The sequence below is a fragment of the Empedobacter brevis NBRC 14943 = ATCC 43319 genome (assembly GCF_000382425.1).
Classification (GTDB): Bacteria; Bacteroidota; Bacteroidia; order Flavobacteriales; family Weeksellaceae; genus Empedobacter; species Empedobacter brevis.
Genome location: NZ_KB908296.1, coordinates 132,121 through 145,587, shown reverse-complemented (window position 1 = coordinate 145,587; position 13,467 = coordinate 132,121). Strand labels below are relative to the sequence as shown.

Below are 13,467 nucleotides of genomic sequence, written 5' to 3'. Positions count from 1 at the left end.
ATCAACTAAAATGCCTAAGCCTAAGAGAATCCATAAGACTTATAAAAAGTCTGTATTCAGTAAAATGAGAGTAAAACCTGTCAACATATTGCTTTTTATGGCAATTGCTTGTTTTATCTTCTTTTTAGTTTTTATCTATTAATTAAAACTAAAAAAACCTTCTATTTACTTTTGGGCTAATTTTCCCTAACTTCGTTTCAAACGAAGAAAGATGACAAAAGCAGAAGCCAGAAAGTATTATCGAACCTTAAGAAAAGAGTTCACAAAAGTAGAAGTGTATAGCTTAAGTGAAAAGATTTTCCAGTATGTCAAGCAAATCGATTTTTCTTCTGAAAAGTCTTTTCACATTTTCTTACCAATTGAAAAAAATCATGAGATCAATACTTATCCTATTATAGAATGGTTATTTCAACAACAAAAAGAAGTTGTTTTACCTTTGGTTATTGGTGATGATATGATAAATTGCCACGTTGAAAAAGGTTTTCAAACTTCTTTAAATTCACTTCACATTCCGGAGCCTATCGACTATAAAGAAGTAGATGATTCGACAATAGATGTTATTTTTATTCCAATGTTTGTCGCGGATAAAAAAGGAAACCGCGTGGGTTATGGTGGCGGTTATTACGATAAGTTTTTAGCACGATGCAGACCTGATTCAAAAAAAATAGGTCTAACTTATTTTAGACCTATTGAACATCTTGAAGATATTTATTTTGGTGATTTTCCACTTGATTTCTGTATTACGCCTGAAGGAATTGAGTCTTTCTGAATCGAATCTTTTTTATCCATTAACGTTGTAAAGTAAAATTTAAATTCGCGTTGAAATTTTATTGGTTCTTGTTTTAAAACAAATACACCAACATGATTATTCGTTTCAATTAATTTTTTATCAGAATTAAAGTAATTAACTGTATAAGCTATCCTTTTGATAGAATCCGGAGCAATAGAATCTTTCGGTAAAATAGCAAATTTTGAAACCGAAGTATAGGTTACTTTTTTAGCACGTAAATCTCTCAACAAAGAGAAAATCTCTGTCGTATCTTTTTTCGGAAAATATGATAACAATTGATCCCGCAACAAACTATCCACTACTGTATCGCTCGTATTAGATGCCAGTGCTGAAAGTTCGTATAATTCGCGTAACTTCTGTTTTGCAATAAAATTAACCGCTTCTACAGAATCCATCTTACTACTAACGGTAGACGATTCGTTCTTGTATCCTTTTATCGCTTCTGGGTTATAATCCCCGTTATATTTATCGTCTTTACACGAAAATATAATCCAAACACTCAATAGCAATACGATGCTAAACTGAACCAATTTACTTATCGTTTTCATCTTGTTGGATTTTAAATTTTAATTTTACAATTTTTCCTTTTTTACTTTCCGATTCGATCAAAGAAAAATTCTTTAATGATGTCGTAGGCATTGTAACCAAATTGATATACTGTTGTTTTGAAAGAATTTCTACACCAAAAAAATCATTGTCATATACTTGATAAATCAAAGCATCATCAGCAATCATTTGATTCAGTTTAGAAATTCGTTGTTTCAAATCTTTTGCTGAATTAGAATAATAATACAGCATAATTTTATAATCGTCCGGTTCTAATAACAACTTTTCAGGTTGATTATACTGATGTAAATTAACCTTAAATGTATCTTGTTTATAATAAGGAGAACTCACAAACATCTTGATTGTATCTTTTTGCGACTCGAATTTAATACAACCTGTTTTCGTCGATAAATACAGTGGCGTAAAACCATCTCTAATGATTGTGACCTCAACAGAATTGGTAATTTTGCTTTGTCTATCTGAATCTACAAAACAAAATTCATATTCCCTTTGGCTAAAAAAAGTGTAATAAACGGCTGCTCCTATTCCACTTAACAAAACAACTGTTGCAACCAATATCGAAATCAATTTTAACTTCGGTTTTTGTTGCTGAAGTTCATCTTTTGTTAAAACTGTTTCCTTTTTTATAGGTCCTTTAACTTCCTGCTTAATTTCACTTTCTAATTCTACGGAAGTTGTTCCTTCTAATCCTTCTTTTTCGGTTTCTTCTGCTTTTTCTGTCGATTCAGTTGGTTGATTTGAGTTTAGTTGCTCATTTTTTTGTGTTTGAACAAAATGCGCCCAGTTCTTAAATCCACAATATTGCGCCAAAAGATTGAGCATATCTATACGCGGAAGTTTCTTAAAATCTGACTTAAAATACGTATAAAACCATTTTTCGCTAACGGTAGATCTGGTTTTATTGAATAAATCATCTTGAAAAGAAGTGATTTCCTGACCTTTCCAATCAGAGATTTTTTCGGATTGAGCAGAATTTTCTTCCAAAAATCGATTGGCAATCGTTTTTTTCAGAATTTCGAAAATTTCTATATCTGTAAATTTGCTCAAAAAATATAATTTAAAATTTTGATTCTTACTATTTTGTAAAATAGTTTTTATTTTACAATTTGTCTTTCAATACAACTACAAATAAAATAATTTTTTTGATATAATAAGTTGTATTTCTTTATTAATGCCATGTTAAATGATTTCTTTTGTTGTAAAATAGTTGTTGATTACTCAGCTGATCGATTACAATCATCTTACAACTGTTTTGCTTAAAAAAATATTGATTCCATATTTAACTTTGATTCAACAAAATGATTAAGAAATCAACAAAAACGAAAATCAATTAAAAACATTTAAAAAAATTAAAGTTATGAAAAAATTAGCATTAAACGTAATCGTATTAGGAGTATTCGGAACTGCATTTGGTTTGTCTTCTTGTAATTTATTCGGATCAAAAGAAACAAAGACTGAAACAGAAGTAAAAAATGATACCATTACAACGATCGAAGATTCAATAAAAATAGATTCTGTAGGAAAAGATTCTGTTGTAATTACAGATTCGACAGTTGTGAAAGAACAACCTGTAAAAGTTGAAACGAAGACAACAACAGAGAAAAAATAATTGTAGAATAAATTAAAGTCAGATCAGATGAAAAAAATAGTATTATTCGCTTTCGTGGCGATTTCTTTTACAGCATTATCATGCAAACAACAACCTAAAGCAGGAGAACCTACAACTGTTGTAGAAGACTCTGTTATTGTAGAGAAAACCGAAATTCCTGCTGCAGATTCTGTAGAAGGTGTGACTGTAGACTCTTCTAAAATTGTACAACCAGCGGAGGCTTCTAAAGATGCTGCAACGAAATAAAAAATCAAAAACCTAAACTAAAAAATCCGCTAGATAAGCGGATTTTTTAGTTTTTTATAGGAATGACTAAGATTCTTTCAACGATTTGATGTCAATCACAAAACGATATTTAACATCCGATTTCATCATACGCTCGTAAGCTGTATTGATGTTCTGAATATCGATCATTTCAATATCAGAAACAATATTATGTTCTCCGCAAAAATCAAGCATTTCCTGCGTTTCTTTAATTCCTCCAATTAAAGAACCTGCTAAATTTCGACGTTTCATAATCAATAAACCGCCATGAACAGCGTCTAAAGGTTCTATTGCTCCTACCATACACATGGTTTTGTCTAACTTTAACAATGCTAAATAGGGGTTAACATCGTGTTTCACAGGAATTGTATTCAACAAAAAATCAAATGTATTTTGATGAGCTTTCATTTGATCTGCATCTTTCGAAATTAAAACTTCATCAGCTCCTAATTTCTTAGCGTCTTCTCCTTTTGATTCCGAAGTTGTAATCATCACAACATGAGCGCCCATTGCTTTAGCAAATTTAACCCCCATATGTCCCAAACCACCTAGTCCGATTACGCCTACTTTATCACCAGCTTTTACTTTCCAATGACGCAAAGGCGACCAAGTCGTAATTCCGGCACATAATAACGGAGCTGCTGCTTTCACATCAATATTTTCCGGGACATGAAGCACAAAATCTTCTTCTACTACAACATTTTCTGAATAACCACCATAAGTCACTCCTCCATATTTTGAATTTTTAGAATTATAAGTACCTGTAAACCCATTCTCACAATATTGTTCTAAACCTTCGTCACAAGAATGACAATGTTGACAAGACTCGACCATACAACCTACCCCAACCAGATCTCCAACTTTGAATTTCGTCACTTCCGAGCCTATTTCTTTTACCCGACCAATAATTTCGTGTCCGGGAACAACAGGGTAATTTGGTTTTCCCCAATCCCCTTTCGCGGTATGAATGTCACTGTGACAAACACCACAATATTCGATATCAATAAAAATATCTTTTGGCGATAGCTGACGACGCTCTATGGTATGTGGGCCTAATGCGTCTGTTTCGTTAAATGCTGCATATACTTTTGTATTCATTTTTTATATATTTTTATTATTTGTTTGTATTCTATACAATTTTAATTGTCTATCATCAATTCTCTGACATCACTTAAAAAATCATCATCCTTTCCACAAGAAATTTTTTTATTTAGATTATCTTTAAAATATTCATTGAATCGCTTACAATTCTTAACCGTATAAAATTTTTGCTCCTTGTTTACTAAAATGAAAGGATATTTACTATTCATTAAGCTATAGCTAGTTCCATAATAATTAGCAGATCCCATTATTCCAATTGCTTTACCAGCGGGAATTGAAGAGATTTCTGTATAAAAATATTCAGGTGTAGCATATTTTACTTTAATGTAATAATTCTTTGAATAAGTAATTGCAAAAGCTCCTTTCATCCTTTTGGATTCATGTTTATTACTTGCTTTTATTCCGAAAAAAAGAATTCCTTTATAAACAATTGCAAAAGCATTTTTTATAATATCTCCACTTTTTGAATAGTTAAATGCCATTAAATCATTTGAATTTTCATAAAATTTCCCGCCTTCTTCTTTTCCTACTAATTTTTCAGTTGATGATGGACTTTTTTTGTAAAAATCTTCAATTGTTTCATAAACTCCTTCAGGCAAATCATTTTCATAATACATATTTCTTACTTCAAAATATGTTCTTTGCTCTACTTGTTTCGTAAAGTCAATAGAATCAAAAATAATTTCTGAAACAGACTCTTTTGTTATAGCCAGATTAGATTTTTTTTTAATCTTATACTCATAAACTTTATCTCCATAAACAACATCTTCTACTTCTAAGATTTTGCCATCCGTTAAAACAAAAGTCGCTTTCTTTATATGCTGTCCAAAAGCAAAAGTTGAACATAGGATAAGTAGAGTAAATAATTTTTTCATTCGTTTATATTTTGGATAAAATTAAAAAAATCCACCTGAATAATCAGATGGATTTCTTGTATTTATTAAAATTGAATTTATTTCAATTTCTTTATTCCCATGTTCCACAAAGTGAACGCATATTTATCAGCCGTTTCATTGATTACAACTTCTGTTGAACGACCTGCTCCATGACCTGCTTTTGTTTCAATTCGGATTAAAACCGGATTATTACATCCTTGTTTTGCTTGCAAATTCGCAGCGAATTTGTACGAATGCGCAGGAACTACACGATCATCATGATCTCCTGTTGTGACCAATGTTGCCGGATAACATGTTCCTTCTTTTACATTATGAACAGGTGAATATCCTTTTAAATAATCGAACATTTCTTTGCTGTCATCAGCCGTTCCGTAGTCGTATCCCCAACCTGCTCCGGCAGTGAATGTATGATAACGTAGCATATCTAAAACACCAACTGCTGGTAAAGCTACTTTTGCCACTTTTGGATTGATTGTTTCTGTTGCTCCGACTAATAATCCTCCATTAGAACCTCCGGATAAAGCTGTAAAATCTGGTGAAGTATAGTTATTTTTCTGAAGGTATTCTGCTGCTGCTATGAAATCGTTAAATACATTCAATTTATTGAATTGACGACCTCCGTCGTGCCATTTTTTTCCATACTCTCCACCTCCTCGTAAGTTTGGAACAGCGTAAACTCCACCATTTTCAATCCAAGCTGCTGTAGCAGGGCTAAATCCCGGTGTTAAACTAATGTTGAATCCTCCATAACCATAAACGATTGTAGGATTTTTCCCATTTTTCTTTAAACCTTTCTTATAGGTAATAATCATCGGAACTTTTGTTCCATCTTTTGAAGTATAGAAAACTTGTTCAGAAATGTAATCATCCGAATTAAATTTCACATTTGGTTTGATGTAAACATCTGATGAACCTGTTTCTACATTGTATTTGTAGCTAGTAGATGGTGTGATATAATTAGAGAATCCGAAATAAATTTCTTTTTCTGATTTTTTCCCTCCAAATCCTGAAGCAGAACCCACTCCCGGCAATTCGATTTGACGAACTTTTGATCCGTCATATTTATATTGTTCAACAACAGAAATTGCATCTTTCAAATATTTCGCAAATAAATATCCACCTCCTGTCGATACAGATAACACATTTTCAGTTTCAGGAATAACAGTTGTCCATGCAGCTTCACTTAAATCAGAAATCGTCGCTTTTACCACTTTATTATTTGGCGCTTTATTATTCGTAAAGATGTAGAATGTTTCTCCATCATTATCAATGACAGAAGTGTTCGTCTCAAAATTATTTACAATTGTTTTGATTGAGCTATTTGCTTGGGATAAATCCTTATAATACAACTCATTACCAGTCGTTGTATTTGCAGCTGTAATAATCAAGAAACGTTCATCGTCTGTTAAATAGGCTCCGACATAACGGCGAGGAATCTCAGATCCACCAAAAATCAATTGATCTTTTTTCTGAGCTGTTCCTAATTTATGGTAATATAATTTGTGTTGATCTGTTTTTTCAGATAATTCAGATCCTTTCGGTTTATCATAAGATGAATAATAGAACCCATCGTTTCCTTTCCAAGCTGTTCCTGAAAATTTAACATCGATCAATGTTTCTCCAACTTGTTTTTTATCTTTTGTATTTAATACGATAACTTTTCTCCAGTCCGAACCTCCTTCTGAAATAGAGTAAGCAACTAAGCTTCCGTCTTTTGAGAAGCTAACATCTGCTAATGAAACAGATCCGTCTTTCGAAAATTTATTTGGGTCTAAGAAAACTTCTTCTGTTCCGTTTTCTCCTAATTTGCGGTATAAAACTGAATGTTGTTGTAAACCATCATTTTTGTAGTAATAGGTGTAATCTCCTTCTTTAAATGGTGTTGAAATTTTCTCATAATTCCAAATATCCGTCAACGATTTTTTTAATTGCGTACGCAATGGAATTTCATTCAAATAAGCATAAGTCGCTTTATTTTGTTCAATCACCCATTTCTTTGTCTCCTCAGACAAGTCATTTTCTAACCAACGATATGGATCTTGTACTTCCTCTCCAAAATACGTGTCAACATGGTCAATTTTTTTCGTTTCCGGGTACTTTTTCTTATAGCTTTGAGCATTCACTCCTATCATAAGGGCAACGTTTAATAAAATAAAAGTAGTTTTTTTCATTTCTTTTGATATATAGCTGTTTTGGTAAAGATAATAAATCCAAAAACATAAATTGGTATTGAAAAAAATGATTTACATTTGTGCGAAATCTCTCTCAGATTTTTAAATTTAAATGAATGCTTAAAACTTCGCGGCAACTTAACGTTTACTTCATTTGGATTTAATTTTTATCAATTATTTTAATTTGTAAAATCTAAAAAAATGACTGTAGAAAAGTCTTTAACAGCCAAAATTGGGTCTATTTTTTCGTTGATTAAACAATCTTTTTCAAGCGAAAACTTAGATTTAACCGCGATGCCAATCAAAAAATCAGTGTTTTTATTGGCCATTCCGATGATGTTCGAAATGGTGATGGAATCTGTTTTTGCTTTGGTCGATTTATATTTTGTAGGCCATTTAAAAGAAAGTGCATTTGCCATACAAACAGTTGGTTTAACAGAATCATTGTTGACAATTGTCTATTCTATTTCAATCGGGATAAGTATGGCCGCAACCGCCATTATTGCACGAAGAGTTGGAGAAAAGAAACCCGAAAAAGCTTCAGAAAGTGCTTCGCAGGCAATATTATTAGCAATAATCATTACTGTTCTATTAAGTATTTTGGGATTTATTTTCTCAAAGGATTTACTGATTTGGATGGGCTCAACCGAAGCTGCTGCTGAATATGGTAAGAATTTTACAAGAATCATGATGGCAAGCTGCTTAAGCATTGTTTTATTGTTCTTAATCAATGGAATCTTTCGTGGTGCAGGAAATGCTGCCATTGCCATGAAAAGTTTATGGCTGGCAAATGGAATCAACATTATTTTATGTCCGATTCTTGTTCGTGGTTGGTTCTTTTTCCCTGAAATGGGATTAGAAGGAGCTGCTTTATCTACTGCAATCGGTAGAAGCTGCGGTGTTATTTATCAATTGTACTGCTTAATGAAAAAAGACTCTTTGATTCAGATAAAATGGTCTTACTTTATTCCAAAATCTAAGTTAATTCTCAATATTGTGCGAATAGCTGTTCCTGCAATTGTTCAATACATTATAGCGAGTTGCAGTTGGATTATTTTGGCTCGAATTGTTGCTCAAACCGGAGGAGAAATTGCTTCATCCGGTTATCAAACAGCTTTACGACTAATGATGTTTTTCATGTTACCGGCATGGGGATTAAGCAATGCTGCTGCGACTTTAGTTGGTCAAAATTTAGGAAATAAAGCCCCCGAAAAAGCTGAAAAATCGGTATTAATGACGATGAAATTCAACATTATTTACATGTTAATTGTAAGTGTTATTTTTTATGGACTGAGCAATTACTTGGTTTCTATTTTTACAACGGAAGCACATATCAAACTTGTTGCGAAAGAAGGAATGTATGTTTTAGCGAGCGGTTTTTTATTGTACGGAATTGGAATGGTAATGATGAATGCATTTAATGGAGCCGGCGATACAATGACTCCCACCTTAATTAATTTGGTTGGTTTTTGGTTGTTTCAAATTCCATTAGCTTATGTTCTTTCCTATTATTTTAACTTGAAAGAAGAGGGGGTTTTTATTGCAATTCCTGTTTCAGAAACCTTTATTGCTATATTGGCATTTGTCCTTTTTAAACGAGGAAAATGGAAACTGAAAATGATTTAAAACTAAAAAAGAGTTCTTAGAAAGAACTCTTTTTTAGTTTAATAAAGGGTATAAATTATCCTTTGAATGTATAATACCTAGCCCCTTTTAAGTCTAGATTTTCAGTTTCAATTCTATCCAAAGCAAAACCTTTTGAAGCATTGATCGAAATTTTCAAATTCTTATTGTGTAAATCTTGGTATTGTTCAAACGTAATAGCCTCTCTTTGATTCAAATAATTGAACAGATCAACTTTATTTATGACGTTTTTCCATCCTTCACCAATTTGTCCTTGGAACACTTTTGATTTAGATCCTGAACCATATGCAATAAACCCGATTGTTTTTCCTGTCAATTCTTCATTCGTGTCAGCGCTAACTTGCAAAGCTGATAAAAATGCTGCAAAAATGGAAGCTGTGTACATATTTCCGATTTCCGAAGAAGCACGTTGGGTTGGTTCTACTTTTTCTTTGATCAATGTTTTATATGCTTCAGATTTTGAAACTATTTTTAACTGATCGTTCGAGTTATCTTGTCCATTTTCTAAAGCAAAAACATCCGAAAACATTCTTTTTCCCTGAAATGCATACGGTAAATGAAACGCAATATAACGCCAATTTTCATATAATTTTCCTTCGACTCCTGCTTTCTCTTTAAAGTTGAAATACGCTTCTCTTACTCTATTTTTGTAACATTCGTTTGAATACTGTCCCTCGAAAACAGGTTCATCAGAAAATATCTCTATTTCTGATTTTGATGTTCCTAAAGTTTCCAAAATAGTTGCATTAGAAGTTGCCTGATGAGGTTTGAAAAAATCAAAAACTGATTCCATTCCAATTCCCCAATGGTGATCAAATGTAATTAAATTTGGTTGATCAGAGATTAACATTGCCACAGCACCAGCTCCTTGTGTGTACTCTCCTGTAGACTCTAATCCATATTTTGCATAATCAGCTGCAATAACAATTGCTTTTTTATCAGAATTTACCCGAACATAATCAATCGAATTATGCAAGGCATCAACTCCTCCTACACAAGCAAATATCATGTCAACAACGTCCGTGTGTTTAAACGGTCTTTCGCCAAACTTATTTGCTAAAACAGATTCTACCAACTGTACTGCGTAAGTTGCTGTTGGCTTTGCGCCGTCTAAAGCACTTTCTGTTCCTAAATAAATCCGTCCGATTTCATTTGGATTAATTTCAAAATCATGGATTAATTTCAACAAAGCATTCGCTGCAATTGTAGCGGTATCTTCGTGAACATCTAAAACAGACATTTTCTTTAAACCTAATCCTATTTCAAGTTTATCAGGGTCAATCTGACGTTGAATTGCTAAATCTTTTATTGGTAAATATATATGCGGAACGTAGATTGAAACCGCCTCTATTCCATACTTCATTTTCGTTTATTTTTAAAGCGAACATCAAATTTAAGGGTATTTTAATTTTATTCCGGCATGAAATAAATCCTGAATTCTCCGAAATATAGTTTCACTATAAATTAATCAATAAACCATGCGTTTTTTTATAATATTTACTAAATTTATAGAAGATAATTTTAAATATCTTTTTCAATATGGCTAGAACTTTTTATAAATCGATCAAAAATTCAATCAAGTATTGGTGGATTTTACTTCTTATAGGATTATTGTTTATAGGAATGGGCATTTATTGCTTCGCTTTCCCGACGGCCTCATATGTAGCTCTTTCGGTCTTTTTTGCGGTATCATTTTTGTTTTCCGGAATTTCAGAAATCATCTTTTCTATCTCGAACAAGGATGAAATCGATAGTTGGGGTTGGACGCTAGCGTATGGAATTGTAACAACCATTGTCGGATTTATGTTGGTGGTCAATCCAATTTTAAGCTTAGAAGTCTTTGCTTATTATGTGGGATTCCTTATTTTATTCCGTTCAATATCGGGGATTAGTTATGCATTTGATTTGAAAAATTATGGTGTAAAAGATTGGGGAGTGTCTTTATTTTTAGCTGTCATAGGATTAATTATTTCGTTGATCTTACTATCCTCTCCACAGTTAGCCGGGTTAACTGCTGTCGCATGGCTTGGATTAGCCGTAATTTCATCAGGATTATTTGCCATTTTTATTTCGCTTCAATTGAAAAAAATAAAAGATTTGCCAAATAATATATCAGATGATTTAAGAAGTCGATACGAACAAATCAGAAAAGAAATCGAAGATTTTAAAAATCAATAATTTCAAAAAAAGCCATTTCTAAATGAAGTGGCTTTTTCGTATCTTCTTTTTTCTATTGTCTATAATATTGGTGCCAATAATCTACAAACGGAAGCAAATGCTCGGTTATACCAAGGTTTATTCTCCCACTTGTCAATTGTCAATTGTTCTGAATCATTTCGGTCTATTTCAAACTGATTACTCATTTGGTTCAGCAATATGTCATTCTCTATAACTGATGTAATCTCGAAATTAATCATGAAGCTGCGATAGTCTAAATTTACTGTTCCAATAAAAGCCAATTGATCATCAACCGTAATTGTTTTGGCATGAATAAATCCTTTTTCATACAAATAAACTTTTACCCCACGTTTCATCAAAGGTTTCAGGAAAGATAGAGAAGCCTGCTGAACTACAATAGAATCTCCTTTCTTGGGGATAATCAATTCTACTTCCACTCCTGTAGAAACAGCAATCATCATAGCTGTCTTAAATTCATCACTTGGAATAAAATAAGGGGTACATAGCTGTACTTTCTTCTTTGCTAGAGTAATTGCTAAAATCATCGCTTCCATAGCCGAATGCACATCACTTCCTGGCGAAGAAAGTCCGAAACTAACCGTTGCATCATTTTCAAAAAAACTACTTTCTACGGGATAAAAGTATTTTGGATTTGAAATATTAAACTTCTTTCCTTCCGTCATCATCCAATTCAAATAAAAATGTAATTGCAGACTATTGATTGATTCTCCCTCAATCATCACCGATGTATCTCGCCAATAAATCTTATTATCTGGGCTTTCTTCTCCATTTTGATTAATGTACTTGTCGCTAATGTTAATTCCTCCTACAAATGCCTTTGTCCCATCAACAATCAGAATCTTTCGGTGATTACGGTAATTGGAATTTGCTAAAGATGAAAACCGAACAGGAAGAAAGGTTTGAAACTCTATTCCTGAAGCTTCCAATCTCTTTTGATGTTTGTTTAGTTTTGGAGAGCCAAAATCATCAGCAGTTACACGGACTTCTATTCCGTTTTTTGCTTTTTCTTCAAGAATTGAAATAATCTCATTTCCAATACGATCTTCATCAAAAATATAATACTCAAGATGAATATGATCTTTTGCATTTTTCAAGGCTTCTAAAAATAAGGGAAACTTTTTCTCACCATTAATCAATAATTTCACTCTATTCTTCGTTGACGGATAAGCCACCCTTGCATTATTCAAATACCGGTATACTTGAGCAAAAGCTCCAATCCTCTGCTCTACTTTGGACAAATCTTCTTGAACAAATTCATCCAATTCGCTCCATTTTTCATTGATAATCCGTTGATGATTCTTGTCTATACGTTTAAAAAATTCGTCTTTCTTAAATTTTTGTCCAAAGAAAAAGTACAGAATAATCCCTATAAAAGGGAGAAAAACAATCACTAATATCCATGCAATTGTCTTTGTTGGGTTTCTGTTTTCTATTAGAATAGTTGTTAAAACCATGATATAGAAAAAAGACAAAGGAATCCAGTACCATTCTTTAATAAAATTCCAGATCTGTAAAAGTGATGATAACCATTCCATTTTATGAACTTTTCATTTTTTTGATAAAAAATAATTGAATAAAAATCAATTGCTTAAAAAAATAATGGAAAATATTTTAAATTTATTTTGGAAATAATAAATAAAGGTGCTTATATTTGCAATCCAAAATGAGCGGTGCCTTAGCTCAGTTGGTAGAGCAAAGGACTGAAAATCCTTGTGTCCCTGGTTCGATTCCTGGAGGCACCACATTTTAAAACCTCAAGCATTTGTTTGAGGTTTTTTTTTTGAAGCGTTATAACAATTTATTAATTGAACATTTTGTATTCACTTATTTAAATATTCAGTAAATTGCATTACAGATGGAAATAGGAAACAGACCATGGGGATCTTACTATGTTTTAGAAGATACCGATATATATAAAGTAAAAAGAATTGAAGTTAATGTTGGAGGACGCTTATCTTACCAATACCATAATCATCGTGCTGAAGTTTGGACAATTGTTCAGGGAAAAGCTTTGGTTACATTAGACGATGTTGAATATGAATACAACACCGGAGAAGTTGTTATTATTCCCTTGAAAGCTAAACATCGTATTCAAAATACCGGAAATGACACCTTAATTTTTATCGAAGTACAACATGGTACGTATTTTGGTGAAGAGGACATCGTTCGTATTGACGATGATTACAATCGTTCAAGTGACGACTAAATTACTAAAAACAAACTATA

The 13,467-nt window shown here is 32.4% G+C and carries 13 protein-coding genes and 1 tRNA gene; 7 read left to right on the top strand and 7 right to left on the bottom strand.

The genetic code is table 11. From position 1 onward, the window contains the following. Nucleotides 1-211: 211 nt before the first annotated feature. Nucleotides 212-769: a 5-formyltetrahydrofolate cyclo-ligase gene (locus H277_RS0110665; RefSeq protein WP_019975585.1), complete on the top strand. Its 558-nt coding sequence runs from the start codon at nt 212-214 to the stop codon at nt 767-769. On the opposite strand, the gene H277_RS0110660 is transcribed toward H277_RS0110665, so the two are convergent. After that, nucleotides 709-1,338 carry a hypothetical protein gene (locus tag H277_RS0110660; protein ID WP_019975584.1) on the bottom strand — a complete coding sequence of 210 codons (630 nt, stop codon included), beginning with the start codon at nt 1,336-1,338 and terminating at the stop codon, nt 709-711. The genes H277_RS0110665 and H277_RS0110660 overlap by 61 nt on opposite strands. After that, nucleotides 1,322-2,404 carry a hypothetical protein gene (locus tag H277_RS0110655; RefSeq protein WP_019975583.1) on the bottom strand — a complete coding sequence of 361 codons (1,083 nt, stop codon included), beginning with the start codon at nt 2,402-2,404 and terminating at the stop codon, nt 1,322-1,324. The genes H277_RS0110660 and H277_RS0110655 overlap by 17 nt, the downstream gene beginning before the upstream one ends. A 310-nt stretch (nt 2,405-2,714) precedes the next feature. Here H277_RS0110655 and H277_RS0110650 point away from each other — a divergent pair, with 310 nt between their 5' ends. Both H277_RS0110650 and H277_RS0110645 read left to right on the top strand, forming a co-directional pair. Further along, complete coding sequence (locus tag H277_RS0110650; RefSeq protein ID WP_019975582.1) at nt 2,715-2,966, top strand: hypothetical protein; 252 nt, start codon at nt 2,715-2,717, stop codon at nt 2,964-2,966. 27 nt (nt 2,967-2,993) lie between these two features. Continuing rightward, nucleotides 2,994-3,212 carry a hypothetical protein gene (locus tag H277_RS0110645; RefSeq protein WP_019975581.1) on the top strand — a complete coding sequence of 73 codons (219 nt, stop codon included), beginning with the start codon at nt 2,994-2,996 and terminating at the stop codon, nt 3,210-3,212. Nucleotides 3,213-3,278: 66 nt separating this feature from the next. Here the strand turns inward: H277_RS0110645 and H277_RS0110640 are convergent, their stop codons facing one another. The 3 genes from H277_RS0110640 to H277_RS0110630 form a co-directional block, all read right to left on the bottom strand. Then, nucleotides 3,279-4,328, bottom strand: coding sequence for an NAD(P)-dependent alcohol dehydrogenase (locus H277_RS0110640; protein WP_019975580.1), 1,050 nt, complete (start codon nt 4,326-4,328; stop codon nt 3,279-3,281). A gap of 41 nt (nt 4,329-4,369) precedes the next feature. Further along, nucleotides 4,370-5,206: a hypothetical protein gene (locus H277_RS0110635; protein WP_019975579.1), complete on the bottom strand. Its 837-nt coding sequence runs from the start codon at nt 5,204-5,206 to the stop codon at nt 4,370-4,372. Nucleotides 5,207-5,283: 77 nt separating this feature from the next. Further along, nucleotides 5,284-7,398 carry a prolyl oligopeptidase family serine peptidase gene (locus H277_RS0110630; RefSeq protein ID WP_019975578.1) on the bottom strand — a complete coding sequence of 705 codons (2,115 nt, stop codon included), beginning with the start codon at nt 7,396-7,398 and terminating at the stop codon, nt 5,284-5,286. Nucleotides 7,399-7,599: 201 nt separating this feature from the next. Here H277_RS0110630 and H277_RS0110625 point away from each other — a divergent pair, with 201 nt between their 5' ends. After that, complete coding sequence (locus H277_RS0110625) at nt 7,600-9,024, top strand: MATE family efflux transporter (RefSeq protein ID WP_019975577.1); 1,425 nt, start codon at nt 7,600-7,602, stop codon at nt 9,022-9,024. A 55-nt stretch (nt 9,025-9,079) separates the two neighbouring features. Here the strand turns inward: H277_RS0110625 and H277_RS0110620 are convergent, their stop codons facing one another. Next, a complete protein-coding gene (locus tag H277_RS0110620) occupies nt 9,080-10,405 on the bottom strand; it encodes a hydroxymethylglutaryl-CoA synthase family protein (RefSeq protein WP_019975576.1) in 1,326 nt (441 codons plus the stop codon). Between the two features lie 176 nt (nt 10,406-10,581). On the opposite strand from H277_RS0110620, the gene H277_RS0110615 reads away from it, so the two are divergent. Then, nucleotides 10,582-11,220: an HdeD family acid-resistance protein gene (locus tag H277_RS0110615; protein ID WP_019975575.1), complete on the top strand. Its 639-nt coding sequence runs from the start codon at nt 10,582-10,584 to the stop codon at nt 11,218-11,220. Nucleotides 11,221-11,279: 59 nt separating this feature from the next. On the opposite strand, the gene cls is transcribed toward H277_RS0110615, so the two are convergent. Beyond that, nucleotides 11,280-12,776 (bottom strand): cardiolipin synthase, encoded by a 1,497-nt coding sequence (cls, locus tag H277_RS0110610; RefSeq protein WP_019975574.1) that lies wholly within the window; start codon nt 12,774-12,776, stop codon nt 11,280-11,282. 134 nt (nt 12,777-12,910) lie between these two features. Between cls and H277_RS0110605 the strand changes: the two genes are divergently transcribed. Next, nucleotides 12,911-12,983: transfer RNA gene (locus H277_RS0110605), tRNA-Phe, on the top strand. Nucleotides 12,984-13,096: 113 nt separating this feature from the next. After that, a complete protein-coding gene (locus H277_RS0110600; RefSeq protein WP_019975573.1) occupies nt 13,097-13,447 on the top strand; it encodes a phosphomannose isomerase type II C-terminal cupin domain in 351 nt (116 codons plus the stop codon). Nucleotides 13,448-13,467 lie beyond the last annotated feature (20 nt).